Below are 18485 nucleotides of genomic sequence, written 5' to 3' on the forward strand. Positions count from 1 at the left end.
CGATAGGTGCGCTCCCCCGGTGCCGCCTCCTCACGCTACGTACGCGATCAAGCATTTACGCGTACGCAGCGTGAGATCGCTTCCCGTACCGCGTGAGGTCACCTCACGTACAGCGCGTCGATCTCCTTCGCGAAGTCCCGTTCCACAGCGGCCCGTTTGATCTTCAGCGAGGGCGTGAGATGCCCGCCCTCCTCGGTGAAGTCGATCGGCAGCACGGTGAACCGCCGGATCGACTCGGCCCGCGAGACGAGCTTGTTGGCGTCGTCCACCGCGCGCTGCAGCGTCGCCTGCAGCTCCGGGTCGGCCACCAGCTCCTCGATCGGAAGATCGTCCTTCTTCTTCATCCGGCGCCAGTGCGCGATGCCGTCGGGCTCCAGGGTGATCAGCGCGGTGATGTACGGCCGGAAGTCGCCGACCACCATGCACTGGCCGACCAGCGGATGCGCGCGCAGCCAGTCCTCCAGGGGCGCGGGGGCGACGTTCTTGCCCCCGGTCGTGATCAGGATGTCCTTCTTGCGGCCGGTGATCGCGAGATAGCCGTCGTCGTCGAGCGCGCCGATGTCACCGGTCGCGAACCATTCCCCGCCGTTGCCGGCGGACGCGGGCACGGCGGCCCCCGCCTGGGCATCCCAGTACCCGTCGAAGACCTGACCCCCGGCGAGCAGCACCTCCCCGTCGTCGGCGATGCGCACCCTGGTGCCGGGCAGGGGCCAACCGACCGTCCCCAGGCGGGGCTTGAGGGGTGGCGTGACGGTCGCGGCGGCCGTGGTCTCGGTGAGGCCGTACCCCTCGAAGACGTCGATGCCGGCCCCCGCGTAGAACGCCCCGAGCCAGCTCCCGAGCGGCGAGCCCCCGCAGATCGCGTACCGCACCTTGCCGCCGAGCGCGGCCCGGATGCGCCGGTAGACCAGCGGGTCGTAGAGCGCGCGGGCCAGGCGGAGCCCGAGACCGGGGCCGGGACCCGTGCCGTGCTGCTCGGCCTCCAGCGCCTCGCCGTAGCGTCGCGCGATGCGGGCCGCCCGGTCGAAGGACGAGGCGCGGCCCATCTTCTCGGCCGTGGCACGACCGGTGTTGAAGACCTTTTCGAGTACGTACGGAATCGCGAGCAGGAACGTCGGTCTGAACCCCGCCAGATCGCCCAGCAGATCCTCGGTCTGAATGCTCGGCGCATGCCCGAGCCGCACCCGCGCCCGCAGACAGCCGACCGCGACCATGCGCCCGAAGACGTGCGACAGCGGCAGGAAGAGAAGGGTGGAGGCGGGCTCCTTGCTCATCGACTTGAAGACGGGGTGGAGGAGTTCGATGGCGTTGTCGACCTCGGCGAAGAAGTTGCCGTGCGTGAGGACACAGCCCTTGGGGCGACCGGTGGTGCCCGAGGTGTAGATGAGGGTGGCGATGTCGTCCGGGGTGAGGGCGGCACGCCGGGCCGCCAACTCCTTGTCCCCGTCGGGGAGTCGACGCCCCGCCTCGGCGACATCGGCCAGCTCCCCGAAGGTCCACACATGCGCCAGATCCGGTATCCGGTCCCGCTCGGGCCCGAGCGCGGCGGCCTGCTCCTGGCCCTCGACGGCGAGCGCGACGGCCCCCGAGTCCTGCAGGATCCACCGGGTCTGGAACGCGGACGACGTCGGATACACCGGCACGGTGACCAGCCCCGCCGCCCACGCCGCGAAGTCGAGCAGCGTCCACTCGTAGGTCGTCCTGGCCATGATGGCGAGCCGGTCACCCGGGGCGAGCCCATGGGCGATCAGCCCCTTGGCGAGGGTCGCCACCTCGGCCGCGAAGTCGGCCGCCGTGACGTCCACCCACTGCCCGCCCCGCTTCCGGCTGAGGACGGCCTCGGCCGGGGCCTCGGCGGCGTTGGCGAAGGGGATGTCGGCGAGGGAGCCGGAGGTCACGGCTGGTGCGAGCGGCGGTACGTGGACCTCGCGGACCACCCCGTCGATACGGGCCCTGGTGGGCTCGACCAGGGGTGGTTGCGCGGCGGTTGGCTGGCGAGACACAGGCGGCTGCTCCCTTGGCTGCGTTCGTGCGTGCCGTACATGGATCCCGTAAATGGATCCCGTACATGGATCCCGTTCGTGCATCCCGTACGTACATCCCGTTCGTACATCTCCCCGGCACGGACGGGTGTGGAGAAGGAGGGGAGAGTAAGGGGGGAGTTGGACGCACCCTGGCCGGATGCGCCCCCTGTCAGGCCCGCTCGAGAATCGCCGTCACTCCCCGTCAGGCCCGCTCGAGAATCGCCGTCACCCCTTGCCCGCCCGCCGCGCAGATCGAGATCAGCCCGCGCGCCGGCCCTTCCTTCTCGGCGAGCAGCTTCCCCAGGGTGGCCACGATCCGGGCCCCGGTGGCCGCGAAGGGATGCCCGGTGGCCAGCGACGACCCCGCGACATTCAGCCGCGAACGGTCCACCGGCGCGAGCCCCCGCTTCTCCCAGGCCGCGAGGGTGGCCAGGACCTGGGAGGCGAACGCCTCATGGATCTCGTACAGGTCGAAGTCCTCGATCCCGAGCCCGGCCCGCTCCAGCATCCGCGGCACCGCGTACGCCGGGGCCATCAGCAGCCCGTCCTCGCCGTCGGCCACGTCCCCGCCGACGAAGTCGACCGCGGCGGTCTCGTACGCCGTGAGGTAGGCGAGGGGTTCCAGGCCGCGCGCCGCCGCCCACTCCTCGCTCGCGAGCAGCACGGTCGCCGCCCCGTCCGTCAGAGGGGTCGAATTGCCCGCGGTCATGGTCGGGTTGTCACCCTTGACCCCGAACACCGGCTTCAGCGTGGCCAGCTTCTCGACGGTCGAGCCGGGCCGCAGATTCTGGTCCCGGTCCAGTCCCCGGAAGGGCACGACCAGATCGTCCAGGAAGCCCCGCTCGTACGCGGCAGCGAGCCGCTGGTGGCTGGCCGCCGCCAGCTCGTCCTGCGCCTGCCTCTGCACACCCCACTTCCGCGCGGTCACCGCCGCGTGCTCGCCCATCGAGAGCTTGGTGCGCGGCTCGGCGTTGCGCGGGATGTCGGGGACGAGGTGCTTCGGCCTGACCTTGCTCAAGGCCTTGATCCGGGCCCCCGCCGACCTGGCCCGCCGCGCCTCCAGAAGGATCTTCCTCAGCTGGTCGTTCACCCCGAGCGGGGCATCGCTCGCGGTGTCGGCGCCGCCCGCGATCGCGCTGTCCAGCTGACCGAGGGCGATCTTGTTGGCAGCCGCGATGACGGCCTGCAGGCCGGTGCCGCACGCCTGCTGGATGTCGTACGCGGGTGTCCGCGCGGCCAGCTTCGAGCCGAGCACGGTCTCCCGGGCGAGGTTGAAGTCCCGGCTGTGCTTGAGCACCGCGCCCGCGACGAACTCGCCGACCGTCTCGCCCGCCAGGCCGTACCGCTCGACCAGGCCGTCGAGCGCGGCCGTCAGCATCTCCTGGTTGGACGCGGTCGCATAGGGACCGTCGGAGCGCGCGAACGGGATCCGGCTGCCACCTATGACAGCGACCCTCCGCACGGTATTGCTTACGGTGCTCATCTCGACCAGCTCCTGACCCTTGAGTAACCTTACTCAGAAGTAAATTTACGACTGAGCTGGGAGTTGGACAATGGCCGACCGCTATCTGAACTTCACCGGTACCGCCCCCGGCCGCCTCCTGGCCCGCAGGCTCGGCCTGCCCCAGCCTGCCGCACTGCGCCGCTGGTCCGTCGAACACCCCACGCTGGAGGGCCCGTTGCTGCACCTCACGGCCGGTACGTCGAAGCTGGACGGCCTTGCCGAGCTGCTGGCCGGGACCGGGTTGAAGCTCGGGGCCGAGCGGCCCGCGGCGGTCGTGCTCGATGCCACGGGGGTCTCGGACGTCGCCGCGCTCGCCGAGGTGCACACGGCCCTGCACCCGGTGGTCCGCTCCATCGCCACCAGCGGCCGGGTCGTCGTGCTCGGCGCACCGCTGTCCGCCGACGACCACCATCAGGCCGCCGCCCAGCAGGCCTTGGAGGGTTTCGTACGTTCCCTCGGCAAGGAGCTCGGCCGGGGCAGGACCGCGACGCTGGTCCGCACACCTTCGGCTGCAGCCGCGGGGTCGACCCTGTGTTTCCTTCTCTCTCCCAAGTCGGCCTACGTCAGCGGCCAGGTCATCGAGGTCGCAGAGGTCGCAGAGATCGCCGAGGTCACCAAGGTCACCAAGGTCACCAAGGTCACCGAGAGGGCGGAGGCGGCACTTGAAGCACCTGACCGGGACCGTCCGCTGGCCGGGCGCATCGCGCTGGTGACCGGCGCGGCACGCGGAATCGGCGAGTCGGTGGCGGCGACGCTGGCCCGGGACGGGGCCCATGTGATCGTGCTCGACGTGCCCTCGGCGGAGGCCGACCTGACGGCGGTCGCCGGGCGCCTCGGCGGCACCGCGCTCGCGCTCGACATCACGGCGGACGACGCGGGCGAACGGATCGCGGCAGCTCTGCCCTCCGGGGGCCTGGACATCCTCGTCCACAACGCGGGCATCACCCGCGACCGCAAGCTGGCCAACATGGCGGCAGACCGCTGGAGTTCGGTGCTGGAGGTGAACCTGGCGAGCGTCCTGCGGACGACCGACGCCCTCCTGAAGGCGGGCGCGATCAACCGAGGCGGCCGCATCGTCGCCACGGCCTCGATCAGCGGCATCGCGGGCAACGCGGGCCAGACCAACTACGCGGCGAGCAAGGCGGGCATCATCGGCCTGGTCCGCGCGCTCGCCCCGACCGCGCTCGCCGAACACGGCGTGACGGTGAACGCGGTCGCCCCCGGCTTCATCGAGACCAAGATGACCGCCGCGGTCCCGCTCTTCATCCGCGAGGCCGGCCGCCGGATGAACTCCCTTGCCCAGGGCGGACTCCCGGTGGACGTCGCCGAGACCACGGCCTGGTTCGCGAGCCCCGCCTCGGGCGGCGTGAACGGCCAGGTCGTCCGGGTGTGCGGGCAGAGCCTGCTGGGGGCCTGACCATGACCGTCGTACGCCTCACCGCCGCGCCCCGGCTCACCCCGCTGCTCCTTCGGGGCGCGGCACTGTCGCCGCTCAAGCGGGTCAAGCCCGATGCCACCGCGCCGGACACCCGCCTCGTGCTGCCGGACGCGCCCCTCGACGCGCGGCGGTTGGCCGCCTACCGCCGGATCTGCGAGTTCCCGGCGCAGGGCCCGCTCCCGGTGACGTATCCACACATCCTCGGATTCCCCCTGGCGATGCGCCTGATGGCGGCGCACGACTTCCCACTGCCGCTGCTCGGCCTCGTCCACACATCGATCGAGATCGACCAGCGGCAGCCCCTGGAGGCGTCGTCGGCAACTCTCGAACTCACGGTGTACGCGGCGAAGTTGGCTCCGCATCACAGGGGGACGGAGGCCACCTTGGTCACCGAGGCCCGCCTCCTGGGCGACCTGGTGTGGTCATCCCGCTCCACCTACCTGGCCCGGCACCGGACCAGCACCCCCCGCCCTGAGGAGACCCGCCCCAACCCCCTCCCCGCACGCGCCGAGTGGCGGCTGCCGGGCGATCTCGGCCGCCGCTACGGCTCCGCATCCGGCGACCGCAACCCCATCCACCTCCACCCGCTCACCGCGAAGGCCTTCGGCTTCCCGCGCGCCATCGCGCACGGCATGTGGACGGTCGCCCGCTGCCTCGCCGAACAGGGCGCCGAGGGGCCCGTCCGGGTGCGGGCGGACTTCAAGGCCCCGGTCCTGCTGCCCGGCACAGTGACGTACTCGGCCGAGGGCGGCGCCTTCGAGCTGCGCGGCGGCAAGGACGGCGGGCGCCTGCACCTCACCGGCGAGGTGTCCTCACCGGGGAGCTGACCAGTGCTCGCCCTTCATGAGATTGCCGAGCCCCGCCCAGGCGAAGTTCATCAGCGTGGCCGCCGCCTCCTTCGCGGAGACCCCGGGCGTGACGTTGGCCCATGCGGACAGCGACTCGGCGGCGCCGACGAGCGCCTCGGCGAGGCCGGCCACCTCGCGCTCGGGGAGCGAAGGATTGCGGTGCGCCTCCCGGGCCGCCTCGGCGATCAGCAGCGTCACGAAGGCGACGATCTCCTCGCGCATGACGGCGACTTCACGCGCGAAGGGTTCACCGTGCGTACGCGCCTGACTGTGCAGCACCGCCCAGGCATCCGGATTCTCGGCGGTGTGCGTGAAGAACGCCCGCAGCCCCGCCCAGAGTTGCTGATCGGCGGGTTCCCCCGGGGTGATCCCGCCGCGCACGGCTTCGACGAGCGCGGCCGCCTCCCGGCGAATGCAGGCCGTGAAGAGCTCTTCCTTCGAGTTCAAGTACAGATACACCAGCGGCTTCGAAACACCCGCCAGCTCGGCGATCTCATCCATGGAAGCGGCCCGGTACCCGCGCTGCCCGAACGTCCGGACCGCGGCATCCATCATCTGCTGCTCCCGCACGGCCCGCGGCATCCGCTTGCCCTTCACAGCACCCACGCCGGCCGCCCTCCCGATCCGCCGAACCGCTCCTCTTACTCCTGAGTAAGGGTACGGCCAGACATGCGGCCTCCGGGGCCCGAACCTAGACTGACGAAGTCATGGACAAACCCCGCATATCCCCACGAGCCGGGAGATGAACGCCATGTCCAAGCGAGGAAACAAGCGCCGGGCCCGCAGGAAGAAGGGCGCGAACCACGGCAAGCGACCCAACTGCTGAATCACCAGCCCAGCGGGCAGTTCTCCGAACCGATCTGCTGGGACACCGCGACGCAGATACCTGCACCCTCGATTTCCTCCGTCACGCGCACCTGAGGATGTGTCGTGACGGAGGTCATGGCGTCCAGGCGCGCCTGCCACGGCGGGACCAGAAGGCGCGCGAACGCGAGATGAGCCTCGTGCTCACGCTCGCCGAAATCAACGAAGTTGCGGAAGAGATGGGCGACTTCAAAGTAGTTGAAACTGTCCACCCAGTCCCGCCATTCACCCACGGAGCGCCCGGGTCCGTGGCGTTGCACGGTTCGCTCCAGCCTCGACTCGACCTCTGAGACTCCATAGCCGTGAATGTCAATAATTGCACTGCCGTGCAGTGCGATTACATCCGGCCAGAAGAGCTGCGCATACGCCACGGCATCAGGGATGTTCCCCAGTTCGGCGAGCAACTCCTGAGGTGAATCTCCGTCTTCGTCTCCGCGTAGCGTGCGGATGATTTCCATCGGCTCCATGTCTGCCTCGCTATTGGTCGCCCAGCACGCCGAGTTCGACCCCGCACGGCCCCGAGCACACGACGTACGACGACGCCCGCGCCCCCAGCAGGAGGGGCACGGGCGTCGTCGTACATCCAGAGCGGTCAGCGCCTACGCGGCGACAGGCACAACCCGAGCATCGTCAACAGGCGACGCCGACGCGGAGTCGTACGCCTCCTTGTCGAGAATCTTCTCCCGAGCCGCAACGATCACCGGAATCAGCGCCTGACCGGCCACATTCGTGGCGGTGCGCATCATGTCCAGGATCGGGTCGATCGCCAGCAGCAGACCCACGCCCTCCATGGGCAGCCCCAGGGTCGACAGGGTCAGCGTCAGCATGACCGTCGCGCCCGTGAGCCCGGCCGTGGCCGCGGATCCGACGACGGAGACGAAGGCGATGAGGATGTACTCCTTGATGCCCATCTGCACATCGAAGATCTGCGCGACGAAGATCGCGGCGATCGACGGGTAGATCGCGGCGCAACCGTCCATCTTGGTCGTCGCACCGAACGGCACGGCGAAGGACGTGTAGTCCTTCGGGACACCGAGGCGCTCGGTGACCTTCTGGGTGAGCGGCATGGTGCCGACCGAGGAGCGCGAGATGAAGGCCAGCTGGATGGCGGGCCAGGCGCCCTTGAAGAACTGCACCGGGTTGAGCTTGGCCACGAACGCGAGCAGCAGCGGGTACACGCCGAACATCACCAGGGCGCAGCCGATGTAGATGTCCGCGGTGAAGGTCCCGTACTTGCTGATGAGGTTCCAGCCGTACGTCGCCACGGCGTAGCCGATGAGGCCGACGGTGCCGAGCGGCGAGAGCTTGATGACCCACCACAGGGCGGTCTGCAGAAGCTTGAGGACCGACTCGCTCAGCGTCAGGATCGGCTGGGCGGCGTCACCGATCTTCAGCACGGCGACACCGGCGACGGCGGCCATGAAGACGATCTGCAGGACGTTGAGCTCGGTGAACGGCGTGATGATGTCGGTCGGGACGATTCCGGTCAGGAAGTCGATCCAACTGCCCTTGTGCTCGGGCAGCTTGCCGTCCTTCGGGGTGAGACCGGTGCCGGCACCCGGGTTGGTGAGCAGGCCGATGACCAGACCGATGACCACCGCGATCAGCGACGTGATCATGAACCAGAGCAGCGTGCGGGTGGCGAGCCGGGCGGCGTTGTTGACCTTCCGCAGGTTGGTGATCGACACCAGGATCGCGAAGAAGACGAGCGGGGCGACGGCCAGCTTCAGGAGCTGGATGAAGATGCTGCCGATCTTGTCGAGCGTGGTGACGAGCCAGCCGACGTCCTGGCCGTTGGGGCCGGCGATCCAGCCGAGCAGGCCACCGAGGACGAGACCGGCGACGATCTGGACCCAGAACGGGACCTTCGGTATCCGGAAGCCGGAGCGGGGGGAACCGACCGGTGGCTGGTCGGAGACGGACGGGGAATTCGCGGACACGGAACACTCCGGGTAGGGACGCGTGCGTGGGCAGGGGGGGGAAGGGACGCATGCGGCCCCGGAGATCAACGGGCGCCGCTGCATTGTGTCGCTTGACTCGACGGAGAACAGACCGTCTTCAGACGCGGCAACAGGCCGCGGACATGCAGCGGCAGAGATCGACATGCAGGCGCGCCACGAGCAGAACGCTCATGGAATCGCGGGGCACGGCTGCAGTCTTCATGTCGAACACGTTAACACTTGAACTTTGAGAACATCAAAGAGCTTCTTTGGGTCCAGATCCGGCCACGCCCCGGGCCGCAGGTCCGGAAAACACCGGTGCCCCGGGGCCATGAGCTTCCGCTCCGGCCCCGGGGCACCCGGGTATCTGTGACGAGGCTTACACCCCGTCCTCCATGCTGCGGTTCTCCGCGAGCCTGGTCTTGGCGTTCTCGATGCGGCCCACGATCGTCTCGGACATCGCGTCGCGCTGCTTGCGCAGGAGCACGAAGCTCAGCGGGGCGGAGACGACGATCGAGAGGATCAGCACCCACAGGAGGTTGGAGTCGCCGAGGCCCTTGGGCAGCAGGCCCAGGTAGACCAGGCCCCAGAGGGCGAAGAAGCAGCCGGCGAAGATGCCGATGCGCAGCGCGGTGTAGCGGATCGTCGGGCTCGGCTTCAGAGGCACGATGTCCCTCTTCTCTCTACTCGTGATGCTTCCCGTCCAGTGAAGCACGCACTGCCATTGATCAATTCAGCGGGAGGAGCATCGTGATGTCGTCCCGGTCGTCGCCGGGCGCGACCCGGATCATCCCGGGCACCCGGCCCACTTCCCGGTAGCCGCACGAGGCGTAGAACCGGTCGACGCCGGTGCCGCCCCGGCAGGTGAGCCGGATCGCGTCGATGCCGTCGAAGCCGCGGGCCGACTCCTCGGCGGCCGCCATCAGGTCGCGGCCGTAGCCCTTGCCCTGATGGCGCGGGTGCACCATCACGGTGTAGAGCCAGACCCAGTGCCGCATCAGGCGGTGGGTGTTGTACGCGAAGAAGACGGTCGCGGCGACCTCGCCGTCCTCGTCGTAGCCGACGAGCAGGCGGGTACGCCCCTCCGTCATGGCAGCGAGGTGCTTGACCCACTCGGGCTTGATGTCGTCGGGCGTCACCGGCGGCACGAAGCCGACGGCACCGCCCGCGTTGGAGACGTCGGCCCACAGGGCGAGGACCCCGTCCCGCAGGCCGGCGTCGACGGTCGGATCGAGCTTGAATATGAGAGCCATGGAACGTAGAACCCCGTACCCCGTGCCTCGCTGCCTCAGAAGCGCATGAGCTGCGGCGACTCACGGCGCTCCGGGTCCGCGCCCTCGTACTCGCGGATGATCTCGTAGCGGGTGTTCCGCTCGACGGGCCGGAAGCCCGCGTCGCGGATGAGGTCGAGCAGGTCCTCGCGGGTCAGCTTGTTCGGGGTGCCGAAGTCGTCCGCGTCGTGCGTGATCTTGTACTCGACGACCGAGCCGTCCATGTCGTCCGCGCCGTGCTGCAGGGCGAGTTGGGCGGTCTGCACGCCGTGCATCACCCAGAAGACCTTGACGTGCGGCACGTTGTCGAAGAGCAGACGCGAGACGGCGAAGGTCTTCAGGGCCTCGGCGCCGGTGGCCATGGTCGTCCGGGCCTGCAGCCGGTTGCGGACCTTGCCGTCCTTCATGTCGACGAAGTCGTGCTGGTAGCGCAGCGGGATGAAGACCTGGAACCCGCCGGTCTCGTCCTGCAGTTCACGCAGCCGAAGGACGTGGTCGACCCGGTGCTTCGGCTCCTCGATGTGGCCGTACAGCATCGTGGCCGGGGTCTTGAGACCCTTCTCGTGCGCGAGGCGGTGGATGCGCGACCAGTCTTCCCAGTGGGTGTTGTGGTCGACGATGTGCTGCCGGACCTCCCAGTCGAAGATCTCCGCGCCGCCGCCGGTGAGCGATTCGAGGCCGGCGTCGATGAGCTCGTCGAGGATCTCGGAGGCGGAGAGCCCGGAGATCGTCTCGAAGTGGTGGATCTCCGTCGCCGTGAAGGCCTTCAGCGAGACGTGCGGCAGCGCGGCCTTCAACTCCCGCAGCGAGCGCGGGTAGTAGCGCCACGGCAGGCTCGGGTGCAGGCCGTTGACGATGTGCAGCTCGGTGAGGTTCTCGGCCTCCATCGACTTGGCGAGCTTGACCGCCTCCTCGATGCGCATCGTGTACGCGTCCTTCTCGCCCGGCTTGCGCTGGAACGAGCAGTACGCGCAGGACGCGGTGCACACGTTCGTCATGTTGAGGTGACGGTTGACGTTGAAGTGGACCACGTCGCCGTTCTTGCGCGTACGCACCTCGTGCGCGAGGCCGCCGAGCCAGGCGAGGTCGTCCGAGGCGTAGAGGGCGATTCCGTCCTCGCGCGTCAGCCGCTCACCGGCGCGGACCTTCTGCTCGAGCTCGCGCTTGAGTCCGGCGTCCATGCTGTGGCCACTCCCATACGTCTACCAATCGGGCTGCGACCCAACGGTACTGCTACACCTCGTCGGGCAGTTCCCCGACCCGGTCCTCCCACTTCGTGGAGAGCACGATGGTGGTACGCGTACGGGAGACGCCCTTGGTCCCGCTGAGGCGGCGAATGGTCTTCTCCAGGCCGTCCACGTCACCCACCCGCACCTTGAGCATGTACGAGTCGTCACCGGCGATGAACCAGCAGTCCTCGATCTCGGCGAGGTCCTTGAGCCGCTGCGCCACGTCCTCGTGGTCGGTGGCGTCGGAGAGGGAGATGCCGATGAGCGCGGTGACGCCGAGGCCGAGCGAGGCCGAGTCGACCGTCGCGCGATAGCCGGTGATCACGCCCGCCGATTCGAGGCGGTTGATGCGGTCGGTGACGCTGGGGCCGGAGAGGCCGACGAGACGACCCAGTTCCGCGTAGGAGGCTCTGCCGTTCTCCCGCAGAGCCTGGATGAGCTGCCTGTCCACCGCGTCCATATGCCTGAAGCCTTCCATTGTTCAGCAATACCGCAAGTATAGATATAGAATCCAAGGCGCACAGGGTCAACACCCTGCGAAATATTTCTTCCTGCTTCTTTCGGATGCGTCCGGCCGGCTCTGATCAAGAGCGCTGCGCCGGGTCCCGGGAGCCTGCCCCGAGCTCTCCCTCCCACCGGCGGTACAGCCGGTGCGGCACCCCCGCCGCGTCGAGCACCCGCCCGGCGACGAAGTCCACCAGGTCCTGGATGTGGGTCGCCCCCGCGTAGAACGCCGGGGACGCGGGCAGCACCACGACGCCCGCCTCGTCCAGGGTCACCAGGTGCTTGAGCGTCTGCCCGTTCAGCGGCGTCTCGCGCACCGCGACGACCAGCTTGCGGCTCTCCTTCAGCGTCACGCTCGCCGTCCGCTGCAGCAGGTCCTTCGACAGGCCGAGGGCCACGCCCGCGACGCAGGCCGTGGAGGCGGGCACGATCAGCATGCCCTTGGTCGCGTACGAACCCGACGACGGGCCCGCCGCGAGGTCACCGGCGGCCCAGTACCGCACGTCGTCCATGTCCGGCCGCGCGAAGGTGCCGGGCTTGCCGTCCGCGCCCCGGGCCAGCCACTCGGCGAGGTCCTCCTGCCAGTGCGCGTCCCGGAAGGAGATGCCGGTCTCGTCGAGCAGGGTCAGCCGGGAGGCCCGGCTCACCACCAGATCGACGCTCTCCCCGGCCGCGAGCAGGGCCCGCAGGACGGCCGCGGCGTAGGGCGTACCGGAGGCGCCGGAGACGCCGACTACCCAGGGGCGTCGCTGCGGGGTGTGTTCGGGTTGGGGCTGCACGTGTCCGAGCCTATCCGGCGGCCCGGACGTGCGGTTCGCTCAGGTGTGGGCGGGGTCGACGGGAAGTTTCCCGGTGTCGATGGCGAGCCGCCCGATGCCGGTGTCCACAGCGACGGTCTTGCCGTACGGAATGGTGTCCCGGCCGAGGTAGCCGTCCGGGCCGGGGTTCCAGAGGGTGACGCAGTGCGCCTTGTACGGGTCGAAGATCAAGTAGTGCGGGAGGCCTCGCCGCGCATACGCCTGTTCCTTGATCTGGTAGTCATTGCGCACGCTGCTGGGCGAGACCACCTCGATGACGAGTTCGATCAGGTCGGGCGGGTAGGCGCTGAGATTCTTGGCCACCTCCGCCTCGGGGATCACCGCGAGATCGGGGCAGAACTCGTTGGCTCCGTCGAAGGGGATGGCCACATCACTGATGAATCCCCACTCGTCTGCGACCTGGGCCTCCAGCGCATTCCAAACCCGCCGGATCATCTCGGCATGGTGGGGTTTCAGCGGACTCATCACGATATTGCCCTCGACAATCTCGGTCCGGTACCCCGGGAACATGCCCTCGTACCGGCTGAGCTGCGAGTGCAGGCGGTCGATCTCCACAACGGTCACCTCGATCTCCCTTCCCTGCCCTCGATGGTAGGGCGATAACGGTAATCACGGGCCTCAGCACCCACCCGGGATTCCATCGCGCCCCACTCGAACGCGTGAGCCAACGGCCACCTAGACCGTCAGACCCCGCACCAGCAGATCCAGCAGCGCACACACGAACAGCGCGATCCCGATGAAGCCGTTCACCGTGAAGAACGCCCGGTTCAGCCGCGACAGATCGCGCGGCGTCACGATCGAGTGCTCGTACCCGAACGCCGCCGCGACGATGATCAGCCCGACCCAGAAGAAGAACCCCGCGCCGGTGGCGTACGCGTACCAGGCGAACAGTCCCATCGTCACGACGTGGCAGACCCGCGCACCGTAGATCGCCGCCGGAATCCCGAACCGCGCCGGCACCGACTTCACACCCTCCACCCGGTCCGCCTCGACGTCCTGGCACCCGAAGATCAGGTCGAACCCGCCGATCCAGATGCCGACCGCGAGCCCGAGGATCACCGCGTCCCAGGACCAGGTCCCGGTGATCGCGATCCACGCGCCGACCGGCCCCATCGCCTGGGCGAGGCCGAGGATCGCGTGCGGGAAGTTGGTGAACCGCTTGCCGTACGGATAGACCACCATCGGGATCACCGCGATGGGCGCGAGCGCGAGGCATAGCGGGTTGAGCGCGGCGGCCGCGCCCAGGAAGACCACGACGGCGACGAGCGCCCCGGTCCAGGCGTGCCGGACCGACACGGCGCCGGTGACCAGTTCCCGCCCGGCCGTCCGCGGATTACGGGCGTCGATCTCGCGGTCGATGATGCGGTTGCAGGCCATCGCGAACGTCCGCAGACCGACCATGGCGATGGTCACCAGGAGCAGCCGCCCCCAGTGGATGTTCTTGTCCCACGTGAACATCGCCGTCAGCGCGGCGATATAGGCGAAGGGCAGCGCGAACACCGAGTGCTCGATCATGACGAGGCGCAGGAACGCCTTCGTACGACCCGGCCCGGGTACTGCGGCGGCGGACGCGCTCACAGGCCGTACTCCTTCCAGCGGCGGTCGACCGTCGCCGCCGTCTCCGGGTCGGACTCGACCATGTTCGGCCAGCCGCCGTCCCGGGTGTAGCCCTCCTCGGGCAGCTTCTTGGTGGCGTCGATGCCCGCCTTGCCGCCCCAGAACTGCTGGTACGAGGCGTGGTCGAGGTGGTCGACCGGGCCTTCGACGACCGTGAGGTCACGGGCGTAGTCCGTGTTGCCGAGCGCCCGCCACGACACCTCGTGCAGATCGTGGACGTCACAGTCGGCGTCCACGACCACGATCAGCTTGGTCAGCGACATCATGTGCGCGCCCCAGATCGCGTGCATGACCTTCTGCGCGTGCTTCGGGTACTTCTTGTTGATCGAGACGATCGCGCAGTTGTGGAAGCCGCCCGACTCGGGCAGGTGGTAGTCCACGATGTCCGGCACGATGATCTTCAACAACGGCAAGAAGAAACGCTCCGTGGCACGCCCCAGCGGGCCGTCCTCCGTCGGCGGACGGCCGACCACGATGGACTGCAGCAGCGGCCGCCGCCGCATCGTCACACAGTCGATCTTCAGCGCGGGGAACGGCTCCTGCGGCGTGTAGAAGCCCGTGTGGTCGCCGAACGGTCCCTCCGGCAGCATCTCGCCCGGCTCCAGCCAGCCCTCGATGACGACCTCGGCATGCGCCGGGACCTGCAGCGGGACCGTCTTGCAGTCGACCATCTCGACGCGCTTGCCCTGGATGAACCCCGCCAGCATGTACTCGTCCATGTCGCCGGGCAGCGGGGCGGTCGAGGCATACGTCACGGCCGGCGGGCAGCCGAAGGCGATCGCGACCGGCAGCCGCTCGCCGCGCTGTGCGGCGACCGCGTAGTGGTTGCGGCTGTCCTTGTGGATCTGCCAGTGCATGCCGATGGTGCGCTTGTCGTGGCGCTGCAGCCGGTACAGGCCGAGGTTGCGGACCCCGGTCTCCGGATGCTTCGTGTGCGTAAGACCGAGGTTGAAGAACGAGCCGCCGTCCTCCGGCCAGGTGAAGAGCGCGGGCAGCTGCTCCAGGTCCACGTCTTCGCCGGTGAGGACGACCTCCTGGACGGGCGCGGCGTCGGACTTCACCTTCTTCGGCGGTACGTGCACCATCGAGCCCAGCTTGCCGAAGGCCTCGCGCACGCCGACGAAGCCGTGCGGGAGCTCGGGCTTGAGCAGGCCGCCGATCTTCTCGCTGATCTCGCCGTACGACTTCAGGCCGAGCGCCTTCAGCAGGCGGCGGTCGGTGCCGTACACATTCATCGCGAGGGGCATCGCGGAGCCGCGCACGTTCTCGAAGAGGAGAGCGGGCCCACCGGACTTCTGCACCCGGTCGACGATCTCACCGACCTCCAGATACGGGTCGACTTCAGCCTTGATGCGCTTGAGATCGCCCTCGCGCTCCAGCGCCCGGAGCAGGGAGCGAAGATCGTCGTAAGCCATGCGTCCCAGTATCCGGCACCGGCTACCCTGGCCCCGTCACCGGGGGCGCGCTTCACGCCCCGTCGCTGCCTCTTGGGGGATCGCGCAACATGTTCCGGGCCCTGTTGTTCATCATCCCGCTCGCCCTGACGATCTACGCCTTCATCGACTGCCTGAACACGCCGGAAGACGAGGCCAAGCACCTCCCGAAGATTGCCTGGGTCTTCATCATCCTGCTCTTCTGGATCGTCGGGCCGATCGTGTGGCTCGCCGCGGGCAAGGTCCGCACGCCTCCCGAGGGCGGCCGGACCCCCTCGGAGTGGCACCGCAACCACAAGCCGAAGTACGTGGCGCCGGACGACAACCCGGAGTTCCTGCAGTCCCTGCGCGAGAACGCTGCGTCTTCCAAAGATGTGAAGGACGAGTCGCTCCTCAAGGACTGGGAGGCCGACCTGCGCCGCCGCGAGGAGGAGATCAAGCGGCGTGAGGGCGAGGGCCCCGGCGCCGGTGACGCGGGGCCAAACGACGAGACCCCGCCCTCGAAGTAGGGCCTTCCGCCTATTGGACGGAGGGCTCGGCCGCCTCAGACTGGAACGCGGAATTCCGTACCGCGCGTACGTACCTACACGTACCGCCCCCACCAGTCCCGAGGCCATGACCGCGCCCAGCAGCACCAGCCGCACCCTCAGCACGCCGTCCGACGCCTCCGTCGTCGAGACCGCGGGCGCCGAGCCCATCCCCCTCGACCGGCGCCACGGCAGCCCGCACCAGCTCCTGTGGACCTGGGCCTCACCGCAGGTCGGCTTCGCCACCGTCTTCATCGGCATCCTGTCCGTGACCGCCTTCGGGCTGAGCTTCTGGCAGGCCGCCGCCGCCCTCGTGCTCGGCGCCGCCCTCGGCTCGGCCGCGCACGCCGCGCTCTCCACGGACGGGCCGCGCTTCGGGGTGCCGCAGATGGTGGTCGGCCGGCTCGCCTTCGGGCGGCGCGGGGCCGCGCTGCCGGCGGCGGGGAACGCGCTGGTCACGGGCATCGGCTGGTTCGCCGTGAACAGCCTCGGCGGGGCCTTCGCGCTCAGCTCGCTGACCGGGCTCGCGCCGTTCGCCTGTCTGCTGATCGTGGTCACGCTTGAGATCGTGATCGGGTACGTCGGCCACGACCTGGTGCACCGCTTCGAGCAGTACGCGTTCCCGGTCCTCGCCGTCGTCTTCGCCCTCGCCGGGATCTGGATCTTCAAGGGCGCCGCGCTCTCGGCGCCCTCGGACGGCGGCGGAGTCGGCGGATTCCTGCTCGCCTTCAGCGCCTGCTTCGGCTTCACCGCGGGCTGGAACCCCTCCGCCTCGGACTACTCGCGCTATCTGCCGCCGAGCACGCCGGTGTGGAAGACGGCCCTGTATCCCGCGCTCGGGCTCTTCCTCTCCATCTCCGCCGTCGCCCTGATCGGCGCGGCCTCCGGCACGGTCGCCGCGCCCGACGGGGTCTCCCCCACGGACGCGTTCACCGGCCAGCTGCCCGGCTGGCTGAGCAGCCTCACCCTCCTTGCGATCGTGCTCGGCGCGATGGCCGCGGGCACGCTGAACGTCTACTCGGCCGCCGTCTCGCTGTCCTCCCTCGCGCTAAAACTGCCCAAGTGGCTCGGGCGGGCCGGGCTCGCGGTGCTCACGGGCGCCGCCGGCACCGCGGCCGCCGCGGCCTCGATCTCGGACGCGGGGCATGCCTTCGAGTCGTTCCTGCTCGTCATCGCGTACTGGATCGCGCCCTGGCTGGGCGTCGTCCTCACCGAGCAGGCGCTGCGGCGCGGCACCTCCGACGCGGAGCTCGCGGCGCGGCTCGCCGACCCCGCGTACCGCGACCGGGCCGGGGTGATCGCGCTGCTCGTGGGCATCGCGGTGTCCGTGCCGGTCTTCTCCAACCAGCAGACGTACGTGGGGTGGGCGCCGGCCGCCTGGCCCGCGATCGGCGATCTGACGTGTCCGGTGGGGCTGGTCCTCAGCGCCGCCGTCTATGCCGTGCTGCGGCAACGTACGAACAAGAAGTAAGGGAACGTAGCGATATGGATCAGGAACAGGCCCGCGCCTGGCTCGCCACCGCCGTCGAGGAGGCCAAGCAGGGCCTCGCCGAGGGCGGCATCCCGATCGGTGCCGCGCTCTACGGCGCCGACGGCACGCTGCTCGGCCGTGGCCACAACCTGCGGGTGCAGGACGGCGATCCGTCGATGCACGCGGAGACCTCGGCGTTCCGCAATGCGGGACGGCAGCGTACGTACCGTGGGACGACCATGGTCACCACGCTCTCGCCCTGCTGGTACTGCAGCGGTCTGGTGCGGCAGTTCGGGATCTCGCGCGTGATCGTCGGGGAGGCGGAGACCTTCCACGGCGGGCACGACTGGCTGGCCGAGCACGGGGTCGAGATCGTCATGCTCGACGACCCGGAGTGCGTGGCCATGATGAAGGACTTCATCGCGGCGAAGCCGGAGCTGTGGAACGAGGACATCGGCGAATAGCCGGTGAAGGCGGCTTCAATCCTTCTCGTACGAGTCCCGCAGGCACTGCCAGCTGTCCAGGTTCCACGTCGACCAGTCCTTGGGGCGCCCGTCCAGGGCGTCGAGAAGGAACTCGAAGTGGTTGTGCCAGCCGGCCAGGCAGTCCAGGCGGAGCGCGTCGTCGCCGGCGAACTCGTTGGTGAAGCGGAGCGTCGTGGCGTCCGGGCCCGTGGGCTGCAGGTGGAAGCGGATGCGGCCGTGCAGGTCGATGGTGTACTCGGCGACGCGTTCCTTGTCCCAGGCGGTGACCTGGCCCGAGTGCACGCCGTCCGCCTCGTTGTTCAGCCAGCGCAGCGTTACCGCGCCGCCGAGCCGGGGCTCCAGCACATCGGCGGCCGCGAGCCAGCCGGGCAGTCCCTCGGGGGTGGCCACGGCGGCCCAGACCTCCTCCACAGGGTGGGGAAGGCGCAGCTCGTAGTGGAGGAGCTGCGTGCCGTCCTTCGTCTGGCTGGTGCCACGTCCGATCTGTGCGGTCATGGCACCAGCCTCGCCCG

General features: G+C 69.2%; 20 protein-coding genes. 6 read left to right on the plus strand and 14 right to left on the minus strand.

What is annotated here, in order from left to right; all coding sequences use genetic code 11:
• Positions 1–98: 98 nt before the first annotated feature.
• A complete protein-coding gene (locus OG430_RS21625; RefSeq protein ID WP_442816532.1) occupies positions 99–2087 on the minus strand; it encodes an AMP-dependent synthetase/ligase in 1989 nt (662 codons plus the stop codon).
• Positions 2088–2226: 139 nt separating this feature from the next.
• Positions 2227–3507, minus strand: a complete 1281-nt coding sequence (locus OG430_RS21630; protein WP_327354201.1) for an acetyl-CoA C-acetyltransferase — start codon at positions 3505–3507, stop codon at positions 2227–2229.
• Between the two features lie 70 nt (positions 3508–3577).
• Here OG430_RS21630 and OG430_RS21635 point away from each other — a divergent pair, with 70 nt between their 5' ends.
• Both OG430_RS21635 and OG430_RS21640 read left to right on the plus strand, forming a co-directional pair.
• Positions 3578–4945: a 3-oxoacyl-ACP reductase gene (locus tag OG430_RS21635; protein ID WP_327354202.1), complete on the plus strand. Its 1368-nt coding sequence runs from the start codon at positions 3578–3580 to the stop codon at positions 4943–4945.
• A gap of 2 nt (positions 4946–4947) precedes the next feature.
• Positions 4948–5793 carry a MaoC family dehydratase gene (locus OG430_RS21640; protein WP_327354203.1) on the plus strand — a complete coding sequence of 282 codons (846 nt, stop codon included), beginning with the start codon at positions 4948–4950 and terminating at the stop codon, positions 5791–5793.
• Here OG430_RS21640 and OG430_RS21645 read toward each other — a convergent pair.
• Positions 5779–6420: a TetR/AcrR family transcriptional regulator gene (locus OG430_RS21645; RefSeq protein ID WP_327354204.1), complete on the minus strand. Its 642-nt coding sequence runs from the start codon at positions 6418–6420 to the stop codon at positions 5779–5781. The two genes, OG430_RS21640 and OG430_RS21645, sit on opposite strands and share 15 nt — an antisense overlap.
• Positions 6421–6565: 145 nt before the next feature.
• Between OG430_RS21645 and OG430_RS49485 the strand changes: the two genes are divergently transcribed.
• On the plus strand, positions 6566–6640 hold the full coding sequence (locus tag OG430_RS49485; protein WP_442816729.1) for a 50S ribosomal protein bL37: 75 nt from the start codon (positions 6566–6568) through the stop codon (positions 6638–6640).
• A 1-nt stretch (position 6641) separates the two neighbouring features.
• Here OG430_RS49485 and OG430_RS21650 read toward each other — a convergent pair whose 3' ends face one another.
• The 10 genes from OG430_RS21650 to OG430_RS21695 form a co-directional block, all read right to left on the minus strand.
• Positions 6642–7145, minus strand: coding sequence for a hypothetical protein (locus tag OG430_RS21650; RefSeq protein ID WP_327354205.1), 504 nt, complete (start codon positions 7143–7145; stop codon positions 6642–6644).
• A gap of 132 nt (positions 7146–7277) precedes the next feature.
• Entirely contained in the window at positions 7278–8618 is a 1341-nt protein-coding gene (locus OG430_RS21655; protein ID WP_327354206.1) for a dicarboxylate/amino acid:cation symporter, read from the minus strand.
• Positions 8619–8997: 379 nt separating this feature from the next.
• Complete coding sequence (locus tag OG430_RS21660) at positions 8998–9285, minus strand: DUF4229 domain-containing protein (RefSeq protein ID WP_327354207.1); 288 nt, start codon at positions 9283–9285, stop codon at positions 8998–9000.
• Positions 9286–9346: 61 nt separating this feature from the next.
• Entirely contained in the window at positions 9347–9871 is a 525-nt protein-coding gene (locus OG430_RS21665; protein ID WP_327354208.1) for a GNAT family N-acetyltransferase, read from the minus strand.
• A gap of 35 nt (positions 9872–9906) precedes the next feature.
• Positions 9907–11070: an aminofutalosine synthase MqnE gene (mqnE, locus tag OG430_RS21670; protein WP_327354209.1), complete on the minus strand. Its 1164-nt coding sequence runs from the start codon at positions 11068–11070 to the stop codon at positions 9907–9909.
• A 52-nt stretch (positions 11071–11122) separates the two neighbouring features.
• Positions 11123–11578: an Lrp/AsnC family transcriptional regulator gene (locus tag OG430_RS21675; RefSeq protein WP_327354210.1), complete on the minus strand. Its 456-nt coding sequence runs from the start codon at positions 11576–11578 to the stop codon at positions 11123–11125.
• Between the two features lie 124 nt (positions 11579–11702).
• Positions 11703–12401, minus strand: a complete 699-nt coding sequence (locus OG430_RS21680; protein WP_327354211.1) for a UbiX family flavin prenyltransferase — start codon at positions 12399–12401, stop codon at positions 11703–11705.
• Positions 12402–12440: 39 nt separating this feature from the next.
• Positions 12441–13004: a Uma2 family endonuclease gene (locus tag OG430_RS21685; RefSeq protein WP_327354212.1), complete on the minus strand. Its 564-nt coding sequence runs from the start codon at positions 13002–13004 to the stop codon at positions 12441–12443.
• Between the two features lie 111 nt (positions 13005–13115).
• Positions 13116–14018 (minus strand): menaquinone biosynthesis prenyltransferase MqnP, encoded by a 903-nt coding sequence (gene mqnP / locus OG430_RS21690; protein ID WP_327354213.1) that lies wholly within the window; start codon positions 14016–14018, stop codon positions 13116–13118.
• Positions 14015–15472, minus strand: a complete 1458-nt coding sequence (locus OG430_RS21695; protein ID WP_327354214.1) for a menaquinone biosynthesis decarboxylase — start codon at positions 15470–15472, stop codon at positions 14015–14017. Before OG430_RS21695 ends, mqnP begins: the two co-directional genes overlap by 4 nt.
• 89 nt (positions 15473–15561) lie before the next feature.
• Here OG430_RS21695 and OG430_RS21700 point away from each other — a divergent pair, with 89 nt between their 5' ends.
• The 3 genes from OG430_RS21700 to OG430_RS21710 all read left to right on the plus strand — a co-directional run bounded on the left by OG430_RS21700 (position 15562) and on the right by OG430_RS21710 (position 17952).
• On the plus strand, positions 15562–15999 hold the full coding sequence (locus OG430_RS21700; RefSeq protein WP_327354215.1) for a PLD nuclease N-terminal domain-containing protein: 438 nt from the start codon (positions 15562–15564) through the stop codon (positions 15997–15999).
• A 106-nt stretch (positions 16000–16105) separates the two neighbouring features.
• Positions 16106–17488, plus strand: a complete 1383-nt coding sequence (locus OG430_RS21705) for a purine-cytosine permease family protein (RefSeq protein ID WP_327354216.1) — start codon at positions 16106–16108, stop codon at positions 17486–17488.
• A 14-nt stretch (positions 17489–17502) separates the two neighbouring features.
• Positions 17503–17952, plus strand: coding sequence for a nucleoside deaminase (locus OG430_RS21710; protein WP_327354217.1), 450 nt, complete (start codon positions 17503–17505; stop codon positions 17950–17952).
• Between the two features lie 15 nt (positions 17953–17967).
• On the opposite strand, the gene OG430_RS21715 is transcribed toward OG430_RS21710, so the two are convergent.
• Positions 17968–18468 carry an SRPBCC domain-containing protein gene (locus OG430_RS21715; protein ID WP_327354218.1) on the minus strand — a complete coding sequence of 167 codons (501 nt, stop codon included), beginning with the start codon at positions 18466–18468 and terminating at the stop codon, positions 17968–17970.
• Positions 18469–18485: the final 17 nt, after the last annotated feature.

This window comes from Streptomyces sp. NBC_01304, from assembly GCF_035975855.1.
Taxonomy (GTDB): Bacteria; Actinomycetota; Actinomycetes; order Streptomycetales; family Streptomycetaceae; genus Streptomyces.

Coding starts and splice junctions, on each gene's coding strand:
- OG430_RS21625 (WP_442816532.1), bottom strand. CDS start 2,087: ATGCACGAACGGGATCCATGTACGGGATCCATTTACGGGATCCATGTA.
- OG430_RS21630 (WP_327354201.1), bottom strand. CDS start 3,507: ATGAGCACCGTAAGCAATACCGTGCGGAGGGTCGCTGTCATAGGTGGC.
- OG430_RS21635 (WP_327354202.1), top strand. CDS start 3,578: ATGGCCGACCGCTATCTGAACTTCACCGGTACCGCCCCCGGCCGCCTC.
- OG430_RS21640 (WP_327354203.1), top strand. CDS start 4,948: ATGACCGTCGTACGCCTCACCGCCGCGCCCCGGCTCACCCCGCTGCTC.
- OG430_RS21650 (WP_327354205.1), bottom strand. CDS start 7,145: ATGGAGCCGATGGAAATCATCCGCACGCTACGCGGAGACGAAGACGGA.
- OG430_RS21665 (WP_327354208.1), bottom strand. CDS start 9,871: ATGGCTCTCATATTCAAGCTCGATCCGACCGTCGACGCCGGCCTGCGG.
- mqnE (WP_327354209.1), bottom strand. CDS start 11,070: ATGGACGCCGGACTCAAGCGCGAGCTCGAGCAGAAGGTCCGCGCCGGT.
- OG430_RS21675 (WP_327354210.1), bottom strand. CDS start 11,578: ATGGACGCGGTGGACAGGCAGCTCATCCAGGCTCTGCGGGAGAACGGC.
- OG430_RS21695 (WP_327354214.1), bottom strand. CDS start 15,472: ATGGCTTACGACGATCTTCGCTCCCTGCTCCGGGCGCTGGAGCGCGAG.
- OG430_RS21700 (WP_327354215.1), top strand. CDS start 15,562: ATGTTCCGGGCCCTGTTGTTCATCATCCCGCTCGCCCTGACGATCTAC.
- OG430_RS21705 (WP_327354216.1), top strand. CDS start 16,106: ATGACCGCGCCCAGCAGCACCAGCCGCACCCTCAGCACGCCGTCCGAC.
- OG430_RS21710 (WP_327354217.1), top strand. CDS start 17,503: ATGGATCAGGAACAGGCCCGCGCCTGGCTCGCCACCGCCGTCGAGGAG.
- OG430_RS21715 (WP_327354218.1), bottom strand. CDS start 18,468: ATGACCGCACAGATCGGACGTGGCACCAGCCAGACGAAGGACGGCACG.